The sequence below is a fragment of the Plectonema radiosum NIES-515 genome (assembly GCF_025753815.1).
GTDB lineage: Bacteria > Cyanobacteriota > Cyanobacteriia > Cyanobacteriales > Nostocaceae > Hassallia > Hassallia radiosum_A.
The window spans coordinates 1-12,146 of sequence record NZ_JAOWRF010000211.1 but is presented as its reverse complement, the minus strand read 5'-3'; the positions used below and the strand labels follow the sequence as shown (position 1 = coordinate 12,146).

Here is a 12,146-nt window from a genome sequence, read left to right as displayed (position 1 = left end):
CGTCACGTCTCTACCTAATTCCGGTTCTTCCGCTCCTCCTAACTTTTAACTCTATCCCTTAACAGCACCAGCTGTTAGACCTTGAATAATCTTGCGTTGGAAGAACAAAACAAGTAAAACTAAAGGCAATGTCCCGACAATTGTTGCTGCGGCGATCGGACCATAGGGAATTTCAAATTGGGTTGCACCACCTAATTGCGCTGCGGCTACGGGAATTGTTTTCATCTCTTCACGAGTAATAAATGTCAGGGCAAAGATAAACTCATTCCAAGCAAATATAAAGGTGAGAATTCCTGTTGTGACTAAAGCGGGAATTGTCATTGGTAATAAAATTTGTAAGAGCATTTCTAAGGTATTATAACCATCTACCTTTGCCGAATCTTCTAAGTCTTTTGGTAATTGTTCAAAGAAGCTACGTAATACTAAAATTGTTAAAGGTAAATTAATTGCGGTGTAGGGAATAATTAAAGCTAAATAATTATTCCCCAAGTGTAGCTTTTGAATAATTTCTAACAGCCCCAAAAATAATAAAATTCCCGGAAATAAGGTGATAATCAGAATACTCGCTATAATTAATTTTCCACCCCAAGGACGCAATCTTGCTAATGCGTAAGCAGCAGGTGCGCCGAAGATTAGAGAGAAAGCGGTAGAAATAATCGAGACGAAAGCGCTATTTAAAATGTAGCGCCAAAACGGACGGCGAGTAAATAATTCTGTGTAGTGATTGAGGGTGATGCGAGTCGGAAAGTAAACGGTGGGAACTTGGGAAATATCTTGATTTACCTTAAATGAAGTCAACAATTGCCACATTACAGGTGCTAAACAGAAGATTACCACACAAGCGATCGCTATCCAAAGCAAGATATTTTTTCTAGGATTCTTTACTTTAGTTGTAGGTTTGGGAGTCGTGGGAGTTACTTCAGGAATTACAGCCATAGCAATTTTGGATTTTAGATTTTCTATAGGAATAAAAATATCTCTTAGACAGTCCAAGCGTCCCTACTTCCGATATTTGTTGAGAAAAAAAAGTGCGATCGCCACCATAAAAATTAACAAACTGAAAGTAGATACTACCAACGCCGCACCATAACCAAAATCTAAGTAGCGCATAATGGTAGAATAAATATACAACGATACGACTTCGGTTGCACCCCCAGGACCACCCCCAGTCATCACCGCAATCAAATCGAATACACCAAAAGCTTGAGCAAACCTAAATAACGTAGCGATGAGAATTTGCGGTATCAACAGCGGTAGCGTAATTTGCCGAAAACTTTGCCAAGATGTCGCACCATCTATGGCATGAGCCTCATACAAATCTGATGAAATTGACTGCAAACTAGCTAATAGTAGAATACTAATAAAAGGCGTAGTTTTCCAAATATCAGCAACTATTACCGCTATCATTGCCAATGTTGGTTCTCCCAACCAGTTTATATCAACTTGAATTAAATTCAATCGCCGCAAAATATCATTGACAACACCAAACTGGTCGTTAAAAATCCACGTCCAAGCTAAACCAATCAGCGCTGTTGGCAAAGCCCAAGGTAAAATCGCGATGGTTCGCACTACACCGCGTCCCAAAAAAGGCTGGTTGAGAATCAAAGCAACACCCATTCCGAGAATTAATTCTAGAAACACGGTTACTGTAGTAAATATTGAAGTTGTCCAAAAACTTTGCCAAAAACGACCATCTCCCACCATTCGTGCGTAATTGTCAAAGCCAGAAAAGACAGGTTGCAGTTTCGTTCCCAAATTTTGAGTAAACAAACTTAACCAAAAAGCACGAGCGATCGGGTAGCCAAAAACAAACAATAGCATTAAGAAAGCGGGCAATAATAAAATTAATGCTGTGCGTTGTTCTCTACCTCGAATTGTTTGCATATTTGTTAATTGTTGGTTGTTAGTTGTTGGTTGACAGTCAACAGTTATCCACTATCCACTATCTATTTCAACAATCTCCGTGTTTCATTTGCAGCGGCTTTCATGGCGTTTTCCGGAGTCATGCTATTTGTTAAAGTGGCACTTAAATAACGTTGCAAAATGTCTGAGGCTTGGGCATATTGGGCTATAGGTGGACGTAAAACTGCTTTATCAACTATTTCTAATAATTTGGGGTAGTGGGGATATTTGGCGATAATTTCTGGGTCTGTAAATAATGCGCGTCGGCTGGGGACAAAACCGGCGTTCAAAATAAATCGCCGCTGTGCTTCTTCGCTTGTAAAATATTTAATTGCTTTCCAAGCTTCTTCGGGATGTTTTGATGATTTGCTAATTCCTAAACCCCAACCACCTAAACAAGCTGCGCCATTTTTTTTGTCAATACCAACCATTGATTTAATGCCGATTTTGCCTTGAATTGGCGAATTTTTGGCGTTTGCTAAAGACCAAACATAGGGCCAACTGCGTAAAAATGCGGCTTGACCACTTTGAAAAATTCGCCTTGTATCTTCTTCGATGTATGTTGTGACTCCAGGTGGAGAAATGCCTTCTTGAGTTGTTTGTTTGAGAAAGGCGATCGCTTTTAATGTTTCTGGTCGATCCAGTCCAACTTCTAACGTATTCGGATTTACCCAAAATCCCCCAAACCCTTCTAAAACTTCGACAAACATCGCTACAGCACCTTCATATTGCCGACCTTGCCAAAGATAACCCCAATTAGTTTTGCCCTGTTTTTTCAGCGCTTGAGAAATTTTCAGCAAATCTGCAATGGTTTCTGGTGGTTGAAATCCTGCTTGTTTGAGTAAGTCTTGCCGATAATAGAGTACTCCCACATCACTTCGCATGGGAATTCGATATAATTTGCCCTCGATAATTCCGGCTTCTACATCTTTTCTAGAAAATGCGGCTAATTCTTCTTTTGTGATGCGATCGCTCAAAGAAAGCAACCATCCAGCCGCTGCAAATTTCGGTGTCCAAATGACATCCATATTTACTAGGTCATAAGGAGAGTCACCCAAAATAAAAGCCGAAGTATAAAGGTCTTCAAGCAAATTTGTGGCATTGGGTCCTTCAATAACATTGATCCGAATTCCCGGATTTTTCGCTTCAAAGTCTTTGACAATGCCTATTTTCCAAGGTTGGGCATCGGGTGCCGTCATCAACAAGTTCAAAACTACTGGCTGCTGCGATAAAACTTGCTGAATGGATAGAATGATACCCAATAATACAGCAAAAAATATTCCAATTGTCCACTTAAGCTTTTGTAGTATTTTTTGCTGATATTTATGTATTTTCATTTCTCAAATGTTGCTTAAATAATGCAACTCATCAATAATTTTATGGGAAAAAATTATTTTAAACCTTGCTTGTCAAATATATCTTTGTAGATCATAGCTGACGGATAAATATAATAAATCGTTTGTAAAAAAATATGAAGTTTTATCATGAATAATTTTGGTCAAAACTGATACCTTTAAAGTAAGTATTTTAATTTATACCTAAATTTTTGTTCCATTAGCGTAAATAAAATAGTTGTTCGTTACCTTGATATCAGCCTTAAATCCAACTTTTAGCAACTTGTTATAAAGTTCATCAGGCTGATAAAAAATCTTGACTATCTGAAATTCTTCATCATTATTTAACTTCCGGGTTTGATAAATGTTTTTGTCGGATTCAAAGATATGATTCTTGGCTGTAGATGTAGGCTCAAAGCGTGAGTCTACCAAAAAAACTTGTCCGCCAACGCGAACAGAATTATAAACTTTTCTCAAAAACAAATCAAGTAATGCTGGTGGTACATGAGAAAGCCAAAAAGCAAAAAATACCAAATCATATTCAATGTCCGGTTCCCATGTGAATAAATCAAGTTGGTGATATTTCACAGGAAATGAAAGTAACTTTTGGCGATTAATTTCAATTACTTCCTCTGAAGCGTCAATCGCAGTAATTTTCTTGCCAATCTTTACAAGTTCTTGCGTCCAGATACCTGTTCCACAGGCTAATTCTAAGATGTTCTCTGCGGCTTGAAGTTGATATAATGCGGCTTTGACAACAGCAACTTCGTCAAACCAGCGCTGGTTGAATTCTTCACCGCGATCGTAGCGACCAAGCCGATAAAACCACTCATCATATTCCTTTGCCCTGGCACGGTAATACGCGATTTGTTGTTGAATAATTTTATCTGTCATCGTCTTTGCCCTCAGACGCTTTAGCCTGGGACTATACTAACAAAGCCCGCGATTAGGCAAGCTAAGAAACCCTTAACTTGACCTAAATCACGTAGATAAAGCGTGTTTTTAATACAGTAATATCTGGTGTTGGAGCTTGATGCAACAGGTGAGTTAAAGCAAATTTAGATCCGTTTGCCCTGAGTATTACACAGGGTCTAGAAACTCTAGCTGGCAATCCATCTCTACACCGTTGGCAAGTTTTACCCGCACGCTGCCAACTCTAGACGGGTACAAATCGACAATGAACATTTCTCCTAATATTTTATGGCGTACTGGCTTATTGGCTATGTAATATTTCGTGGCTGTTTCAATAGTCATGTCGGTCTGCCTCTATATTACCTTTATGCTTACACAGTACGACCTTTTACTAGGGTCATGGCTAGGCAAGGCAATCTCTTGATGAATTTGGTATTTTTGCGACAGCGATCGCTATACCTCTAATCGCTGATTTAGTGGACATTTGCGGAAAACGCATACATAACTGGTTTGGATCAACCCCGGTTAAAGACTTATAGGGATAAACCCCGTCTTTAAAGACGGGGGAGAGCGTTGTTATTCAGACCGCAGCTTGGGGGCTTCATAGTGCAGGGGGAGAGCGTTTTCAACTTTTTGCACAGATGCACGCCCATAATAACTAATTAACCGGTAAAGGCGATGTTGAACCTACAAAGAAAGGTAAGACCGTCTCAATTGCCAGGTCAGTTCTCGATTGACTTCACTCTTAATTCGCACGCCCCGTTCGCAGTGTTCTAAGGTAATATCGTCCACGTAGAACTTAACGCTAAAATTTCGCTCTGATTGCTGAACTTCGCTAACCCAAATTTTAGGTTCTTGCCATTCGTTGCGGGTAGTTTTGAAATTTTCTTGCATCCACATCCGTAGAGATGTCATGGCATCATCCAAGCGAGTATCGTCTGATGAAGTTTTATTCACTCTCACAAAAAGTTTATTCATTTTGATCTTGAGCAGATTAATCTTTTGCTCCCAATACTTCGGTAGCTGAACTCGATCCTCATGGAGCAAATCTGGATCTTTTAACCAAGATTGATACCAACAGCGGATTAAACCAATCAGCGCTCCCTCGGCAGCAATTGCTTGGGGGGATTCCTCCAACCACACACGTTTGCTCCTAACTAAGCGGTCAGATAATACCTCCATCCCAATCATTTGACAAACATCCATAAAAACCCGTTGAAGGTTTCTAATCTCTTCTTTATCTAAACCTCCATCTTCCATGCGAGCAATTTTATCTGAAAGATCATCAAATCCTTGTTCCACCTTTGCTAACAGAGCATTGACCTCCTTCTCAGCCAACAATCGCAACTGCCCAGCCTCTCGCTTTTCAAGTGCTTTAGTCGGTTCCTCCGACATTCCAAAATATTCATTCAGCATTTGAAGCTTGTGATCCACATTGCCTAAGGTATCCGGATGAGCAAGAATGACTGACTGCATCAGTTGAATCACACGAGATGGATCGGCATCACTCTTTACAGGAAAGGAAAGGGTGTAGTAGTAATGGGCTGTGGGACGACTTAAGTTAAGAATCGATTCACTTTGAATTGAATTGTTGGGTACATATAAATCGCAGTGTTGATCAATTACATAAAAAGTAGTCAACCGTAACCCAACTTTCTTGATGATTGCTTGTTTTCCACTCCCTAGAATCACCACATCACCAAAACGGAACGGAGAATCAATCAATAACACCAAACCAGCAAAAAAATTACCCAAGATATCTTTTAAGGCAAAACCGAGAATAAAGGCTGCTCCTCCCAGAGCAACCCACAATCCAGTCAAATCGACACCAAAAGCTTGAAGAGAGAATAACCCTCCAGTTATGTAGATAATCACTGGCAAGACATTTTGCAGCAGTGGTACAAAGACATCATCCCACTGCGCCTCACTTTTCTCGGCAAAATCCACTAGATAGTAGACAACTACTTCGGTCATAAAACGAACTAGCCAGAAAGTTACTGTAAGGATGATGATTGCAGAGAAACTTTTCTGAACCTGTGCCAGCAACTGGCTTGTTCCTAGTGACACGAAAAAGAGTTTTAGGCTGAGAAGAATACTAACAATTAAGGCGGGGATTTTCGAGACATTCAGCGCCATAATCGCTGCATCTGAGCGGAATCGACGAAACCAGAAGCGAAGAATGTAAAAGATAAAAATATACAATACAAGGATTACAATTGCATTCATTACTAACGTCTTCCAAGGACTCGTAAGCGGCATTGAAGGCAAATTCTGTGTAACCTCTGCGATGATATTTGGAACTAAAGAGAAATTATTCATTATTTGAGTTGACAATTGATGTAATATTTTTATTTGAGGTTTCTGACCTGACAAAGAAAGACAGAGGGCAGACGACAGGATATTAATGGGCTAGCTCATATACTACCGCATTTCCTGCTCTGAAAAAGTGCAGTTTTTGGGACTAAAGCTATTGCTAGATCAGCGTTTTTATCTATCTCATGGGAGTGAGAACCCCTATATCGTCTTAATCCTTGTGCGATCGCAAAGCGGCTGATAATTTAACCAACTTCTAATCTCAGAGTCATCATACCATATGAAGTTGATTACTTATCAAATGTCCGAAGCAATCGTAATTTAAATAGTTAACATCCTCTTTGTCCTTAAAGGACGGAGATTCACGCTTCAATCAAACAGTTGAAACTGTTCATATTCGCTCTGGGGATCAAGGAGTGTAACCTAAAAGCGAAGCTACCCATCCGATGAAAGCACCACCGAAAACTAACCATGCAGCATTGATGCGGAAGCGAATCAGCAAAACGGCTGAGATAATAGCGATCGCCACAGCTAAAAAGTCCACTTTATACGCAGTTTTTGCGATTAAAGTCGCTGCTGCTAATTCCAAGCTGACAACAACCATCAATGCCACAGCACTGACATTCACCGCATCAAGAAAGGCACTTGTCCATAAAGATGTGCGTAAGCGAGGAACAAGGGGATTAAGAATAGCCGTGAAAAAAAACGACGGCAGAAAAATTCCCACCGTAGCGACAATTGCACCTTGAACACCTGCAATGATGTAACCGATAAAGGTAGCGGTAGAAAGAACTGGTCCTGGGGTAAATTGACCGATCGCGATGGCATCGAGCAACTGCTGTTGCGTTAACCAGCCGTATTCCTGAACCAATCCACCTTCGAGAAACGCTACCAACACAAAACCACCGCCAAATAACACACTACCGACTTTCAGGAAAAATAAACCTAATTTCCACAAAGAGACGTTTGCTATTGTATGTGCACTAGTTGCCGCACAAGAAGCTGTTGTTTTAAAAGCCGCACAAGAAGTTAAATTAGCAATGATAAAGTTTGCTGTGTTTGGTGGGGTATTATTGCGATCGCCACTACGCAACCAAATCATACCTAAGATACCCCCAATTAATAGGGCAATCACTTCCGAGAGTTTCAACACCAATAATAAGACTACTACACCCAAGGCGATCGCCAACATTTGACTACTTTTTACAGCTTTTTTTCCCAAACGCCAAAGCGCATCCAAAATCACCGCTAAAACAGCAGGCTTAATTCCATACAATAAAGGAGCGACTTGGGGCAAATTGCCATAGCTAACATAAATCCAGGCAAATACGCCTGTAATTAACACCGCAGGTAAAATAAAACAAACACCCGCAACAATCAGTCCCAACCATCCCGCGTAGACATATCCTACATGAATTGCCATTTCTGTAGAATTCGGACCCGGAATCAAATTTGTTGCTCCAACTAAGTCCAGAAAATGCTCTCGTGTCATCCACTGGCGCCGCTTAACTACCTCATCTTCAATCATCGCGATATGAGCAACCGGACCCCCGAAACCGATGATACCCAATTTGAAAAACAGTGTGGCAACTTCACCCAAACGACCGAGTGTTGAATTCATGACTCACAGGTTAGTAAATTAACTTTTCTGTGTAATTATTTCAAGTAAATTGAACACCGATTTATAGCCTTGAGCCGCATGTTGTAACTACTCACTCGTTACTTATCCGCTTCCACTCAGGTCATCGCTTACTTTTTTGGCGTTTTCGCGTGATAATACACTGTCTCGATCAACTTATAGTACTTTATCTGTTTCTGAGGTAATTCACCATCCCTGTATAATTATTTTTTCATAACGATGTATTGACTTTTTCGACAGAAGATGAATCTACCTGCGGTTGTTCAGGTAGCGCTTCACTAATAGCATCGCTGAAGTAAGAGCCGACAATCTTATCGTAGTTAGAAGCAACGGCTAAAAAAGCCCCACCTAAAATATAGATTGGCAGCGGTAGAGAAAGTTCTTGCACCCAATCAAACAATTTTGCTAGGGCAAACAGCACGAAAAAGCAGGCAAGCCAAACTCTCATGTTTCCATCCGAAGCATTTAAACAATTCTACTTATAGGGTAGATTGGTTGAATCATAGTTACTTTTTGCATAGTCAAATGTATACTTTCATTAACTATCTACTCAGTTTGAGTTAGTATTAGGTACAGTGCAAGCAATCCTACAACTACTAGGTTTATAGGTATTTAATATCATATCTGTTTAATTAACAGCAATAAAAACCTACCTACCGTCCTAGAGACGTTTCTGTGTGGAACGTCTCAGAGCGTATGTGTGATTTGCGCTCCCACGATATAACAACAGTTAATTAACATTTTTAAGAATTAACTCTTTCAACGCCTTTCCCAAATACTCGTACTGTTCCAGTGTATTGTAAATTTGCGCCGAAACCCTTACCAGTAACTTCGGTTTTTCCTGCCAGGGAACCACTTGCACTTGAATCCCAAATCTATCAAATAATTCATCGTGCAAAGACATAAAATTGCGACTTTCCAACACAGTAGGCATAGGAACAACTGCCATAGAACCAATCATCTCATCTGGACATGGCACCGACACGTTCAACGCTTCACAAAGTAGCTGTCTTGCCTGCAATGCTAGCTGATGATTTCGCTGTCTTAATTCACTCCACCCACCAGGTAACAGAGAACCCATAAAAGCGATCGCTTCCGGTACGCACATATAAGCTGTAGGATCGTCTGTACCCATCCAATCAAATTCCAACTGAAAGCGTGATTTATCAGTTCGTGGTGAATTTGCACCGTGGCTAATTGTCAACGGACGAATTTCTAACTGTTTATGGGGTTGTACATACAAAAACGCCGCACCTTTTGGTGCACACAGCCATTTATGGCAATTCCCGGTGTAATAAGTCGCCCCAATTTCTGATAAATTTAAATGTTGCATTCCCAGCGCGTGGGCACCATCTACAAGCGTATCCACACCGCGCTGTTGCAACTGTTTCACCAACTGCTGAATCGGGAAGATTAACCCAGTCTGGCTGGTAACATGATCCAAAAGTGCTAATCGTGTTTTGGGTGAAACTCGCTCAATTACCGCTGATAAAATTTGTTCTGAGGATTCTAAAGGAAAAGGAATTTTTGCCACCACCACCCGCGCCCCAGTGCGACTAGCGACAAAATCTAAAGCATTACGGCAAGCGTTATATTCATGGTTAGTTGTGAGAATTTCATCTTCTGGATGAAAGACAAGCGATCGCAACACAGAATTTACACCAGTCGTCGCATTTGGAACAAATACCAAATTTTCGGCATCCGCACCCACAAATTCCGCTAGTTTCCTCCTTGCCTCATCCAGCAACTTTTCCCACTCCCTGCCAAAAAATCGCAGTGGTTCTTGTTCTAACTGCTCCCGCAATCGTTGCTGCCCTGACAGCACAGCCTTAGGACAAGCACCAAACGAACCATGATTCAGAAACGTTACCGATGAATCAAGCAACCATAACTTTACCCACTTGCCTGTCTCGTATTCAGTAAGCGTATTCTGGAACATGCATTTACTCAGAAGCTATAAGTTAGCAACTCCTAACTCATCACTCCTAACTCCTAACTTTTTTAACTCCCCAGGCCGGATTCGAACCAGCGACCAATCGATTAACAGTCGATCGCTCTACCACTGAGCTACTGAGGATCACAATTTCTTATGTTAAGGGTAAAGATAGGATTTGGCAAGTACCTGAGCGAAAATTTTTCCAAAAAACTTTTTCCAAGATACTTAGAGTCCATAATCCTTTCCATCCAAACCCAATGACAGAGGTAACTTGGCGATAAATTAATCTTAATATTTAATTTACTCCCATTCGCAATTGCGCCAGACGCTGCCGCGCTTTGGGATCGATAGAATTTGCGAGAAATCTAGTTTTAGGTTGTTTTCTTGTTTGATACTTTTGCCGCGATCGACACACAGTGGCTTCCACTTCCCAACATAGTTTTTGAGCGGACATCCATTGGGCACCATAACCTAGTATCATCAGCTGTTGTGCCCGGTCTGATGTGGCAACAATTACGCGAGAAATCAGAGACTGTGCTAATGAAGAGCGCAAAGACGCACAGGTTTTTTCGATGTACGTGTCAGCAGTCTGTCCAAAATCAGTGTAATGAACTGATAAAAGCTCTGTAATAATTTCTTTATTGCTAGAGGAATTTTGATATTGGGCATCAAACACGATTTGAGTCTCATAACCCTCAAAAGCAGTGTAACTGATTAAAGTTTCAATCAATTCGCCGCGTGCTGCCTCTAATCCAACATGGTCACGGGTTTTTTTCAGGCAATGCCAAGCGCCAATTATATTGTAGCCGTCCACTAACAAAACGGCTGGAAGTAAGGAGGGGGGCATGGTTTTTAATCACAATTATCTAGAGTTAACAAAATTCATTCATAACTTTTATAGTAATTGAAGCACTGGTTGTAACACTATATTACAGAAAACAAAAAATGTACTGGAGTTGTGTAAAGTTGCTCTATAAACTGAAAACGCGCCTTTTAAAAGGCGCGTTGCAGTTGTTTGTAATTCCTAATTGATTAATTATTAGCTTGGGATAAAAGAAAGCTGGACAAGTAAATATTAAGAGGCTTCGTTGTGTACCTCCATCAAACGTTGTTTCAAGCGTGAAGCTTCACCTTGATCAACTAGAGAGCCTTTTTCTAGTAAGAAAGCGCCATCACAGTAATTTAACTCGTCTAGGCGATGCGTTACCCAAAGAGCCGTCATATTCCGACTTTTGACTAAACGACGTACTTGAGCTACCAAGTCCAGTTGGCTATCTGGATCGAGTAAAGCAGTAGGTTCATCTAATAGTAAGACCTCACAGCGACGAGCGATCGCACCAGCAATTGCCACTCGCTGCTTCTGTCCACCACTCAAAGCATAGATGGGGCGTCGTTGCAGTGAAAGCAAATTCACTGCCCCCAACGCTTCCTCAACCCTTGCTCTGACTATTTTTAGCGGCAATTTTTCTTCCACCAGTCCAAAAGCCACATCTGCACCAACAGTTGGCATCACCAATTGATGATCCGGATTTTGGAAGACAAAGCCAACGGGATGCAAAACCCGAATTTCTCCAGACTGAGGTGCTAATAATCCCGCAAGTAATCTGAGCAAAGTTGATTTGCCGCTGCCATTAGTACCCAAAAGCATCCAAAATTCACCAAGAGGTACTTCTAGAGAGCAAGATTTGATAACTTTCTCTCCATTAGTCCAACTGAAATTTAAATCCTTGACCTCAATGCCCAGTTCCGCCATTTTTATACCACCGATGGCTTACTCAGACGCTAGGGCAAAGAAACCAGGTGGTCTAGCACCACCAGCAGCTACACCATCTTTCTGAGATATTTGTACCCCAGAAATTTCACTAGCACGGACGGCAATTTTTTTCTCTGTCTTGCCTTCACATATTAATTCCACAATATCAGGGTTGCCAGAGCGCATCGCTGCCAAAATCAATTGGTAAACAGCTTCAGCATCCTCAGATGTTTTACGTTGTACTGATACGGGGAAAGGCGTATTTCTTAAGGTTAAGTCGATTGTGAACATGAATCGGTGAATGAAATTTAACTGTAGCAACCATTTTAGCGTTTGCCAGCCTGTAGTTGGGGGAGG

The 12,146-nt window shown here is 41.0% G+C and carries 12 protein-coding genes and 1 tRNA gene; all 13 read right to left on the bottom strand.

Features of this window, described 5'->3' with window-relative positions:
* Positions 1 to 51: 51 nt before the first annotated feature.
* The gene (locus OGM63_RS13995) at positions 52 to 936 is read right to left on the bottom strand and encodes a carbohydrate ABC transporter permease (protein WP_263746189.1); all 885 of its coding nucleotides are present in this window, start codon (positions 934 to 936) and stop codon (positions 52 to 54) included.
* 63 nt (positions 937 to 999) lie between these two features.
* The gene (locus OGM63_RS13990) at positions 1,000 to 1,884 is read right to left on the bottom strand and encodes a carbohydrate ABC transporter permease (RefSeq protein ID WP_263746188.1); all 885 of its coding nucleotides are present in this window, start codon (positions 1,882 to 1,884) and stop codon (positions 1,000 to 1,002) included.
* 62 nt (positions 1,885 to 1,946) lie between these two features.
* Positions 1,947 to 3,239 carry an ABC transporter substrate-binding protein gene (locus OGM63_RS13985; protein ID WP_263746187.1) on the bottom strand — a complete coding sequence of 431 codons (1,293 nt, stop codon included), beginning with the start codon at positions 3,237 to 3,239 and terminating at the stop codon, positions 1,947 to 1,949.
* Positions 3,240 to 3,440: 201 nt separating this feature from the next.
* A complete protein-coding gene (locus OGM63_RS13980) occupies positions 3,441 to 4,130 on the bottom strand; it encodes a class I SAM-dependent methyltransferase (RefSeq protein ID WP_263746186.1) in 690 nt (229 codons plus the stop codon).
* Between the two features lie 186 nt (positions 4,131 to 4,316).
* Positions 4,317 to 4,490: a hypothetical protein gene (locus tag OGM63_RS13975; RefSeq protein WP_263746185.1), complete on the bottom strand. Its 174-nt coding sequence runs from the start codon at positions 4,488 to 4,490 to the stop codon at positions 4,317 to 4,319.
* A 345-nt stretch (positions 4,491 to 4,835) separates the two neighbouring features.
* On the bottom strand, positions 4,836 to 6,374 hold the full coding sequence (locus OGM63_RS13970; RefSeq protein WP_263746184.1) for a mechanosensitive ion channel family protein: 1,539 nt from the start codon (positions 6,372 to 6,374) through the stop codon (positions 4,836 to 4,838).
* A gap of 496 nt (positions 6,375 to 6,870) precedes the next feature.
* Entirely contained in the window at positions 6,871 to 8,082 is a 1,212-nt protein-coding gene (gene chrA / locus OGM63_RS13965; protein WP_263746183.1) for a chromate efflux transporter, read from the bottom strand.
* Positions 8,083 to 8,311: 229 nt separating this feature from the next.
* Complete coding sequence (locus OGM63_RS13960) at positions 8,312 to 8,548, bottom strand: hypothetical protein (protein WP_263746182.1); 237 nt, start codon at positions 8,546 to 8,548, stop codon at positions 8,312 to 8,314.
* Positions 8,549 to 8,830: 282 nt separating this feature from the next.
* Entirely contained in the window at positions 8,831 to 10,039 is a 1,209-nt protein-coding gene (locus tag OGM63_RS13955; RefSeq protein ID WP_263746181.1) for an aminotransferase class V-fold PLP-dependent enzyme, read from the bottom strand.
* A gap of 66 nt (positions 10,040 to 10,105) precedes the next feature.
* Positions 10,106 to 10,177 (bottom strand) — tRNA-Asn (locus OGM63_RS13950).
* Positions 10,178 to 10,331: 154 nt separating this feature from the next.
* Positions 10,332 to 10,883 (bottom strand): NYN domain-containing protein, encoded by a 552-nt coding sequence (locus tag OGM63_RS13945; protein ID WP_263746180.1) that lies wholly within the window; start codon positions 10,881 to 10,883, stop codon positions 10,332 to 10,334.
* Between the two features lie 228 nt (positions 10,884 to 11,111).
* Entirely contained in the window at positions 11,112 to 11,789 is a 678-nt protein-coding gene (locus OGM63_RS13940) for an ABC transporter ATP-binding protein (protein WP_263746179.1), read from the bottom strand.
* An 18-nt stretch (positions 11,790 to 11,807) separates the two neighbouring features.
* On the bottom strand, positions 11,808 to 12,146 hold a 339-nt coding region (locus OGM63_RS13935), incomplete at its 5' end, for a UPF0367 protein family (protein ID WP_375340486.1).

What these genes read in the sequence shown, in the direction of transcription:
- OGM63_RS13995 (WP_263746189.1), bottom strand. Translation starts at nt 936, where the DNA reads ATGGCTGTAATTCCTGAAGTAACTCCCACGACTCCCAAACCTACAACT.
- OGM63_RS13990 (WP_263746188.1), bottom strand. Translation starts at nt 1,884, where the DNA reads ATGCAAACAATTCGAGGTAGAGAACAACGCACAGCATTAATTTTATTA.
- OGM63_RS13985 (WP_263746187.1), bottom strand. Translation starts at nt 3,239, where the DNA reads ATGAAAATACATAAATATCAGCAAAAAATACTACAAAAGCTTAAGTGG.
- OGM63_RS13980 (WP_263746186.1), bottom strand. Translation starts at nt 4,130, where the DNA reads ATGACAGATAAAATTATTCAACAACAAATCGCGTATTACCGTGCCAGG.
- OGM63_RS13975 (WP_263746185.1), bottom strand. Translation starts at nt 4,490, where the DNA reads ATGACTATTGAAACAGCCACGAAATATTACATAGCCAATAAGCCAGTA.
- OGM63_RS13970 (WP_263746184.1), bottom strand. Translation starts at nt 6,374, where the DNA reads ATGAATGCAATTGTAATCCTTGTATTGTATATTTTTATCTTTTACATT.
- chrA (WP_263746183.1), bottom strand. Translation starts at nt 8,082, where the DNA reads ATGAATTCAACACTCGGTCGTTTGGGTGAAGTTGCCACACTGTTTTTC.
- OGM63_RS13960 (WP_263746182.1), bottom strand. Translation starts at nt 8,548, where the DNA reads ATGAGAGTTTGGCTTGCCTGCTTTTTCGTGCTGTTTGCCCTAGCAAAA.
- OGM63_RS13955 (WP_263746181.1), bottom strand. Translation starts at nt 10,039, where the DNA reads ATGTTCCAGAATACGCTTACTGAATACGAGACAGGCAAGTGGGTAAAG.
- OGM63_RS13945 (WP_263746180.1), bottom strand. Translation starts at nt 10,883, where the DNA reads ATGCCCCCCTCCTTACTTCCAGCCGTTTTGTTAGTGGACGGCTACAAT.
- OGM63_RS13940 (WP_263746179.1), bottom strand. Translation starts at nt 11,789, where the DNA reads ATGGCGGAACTGGGCATTGAGGTCAAGGATTTAAATTTCAGTTGGACT.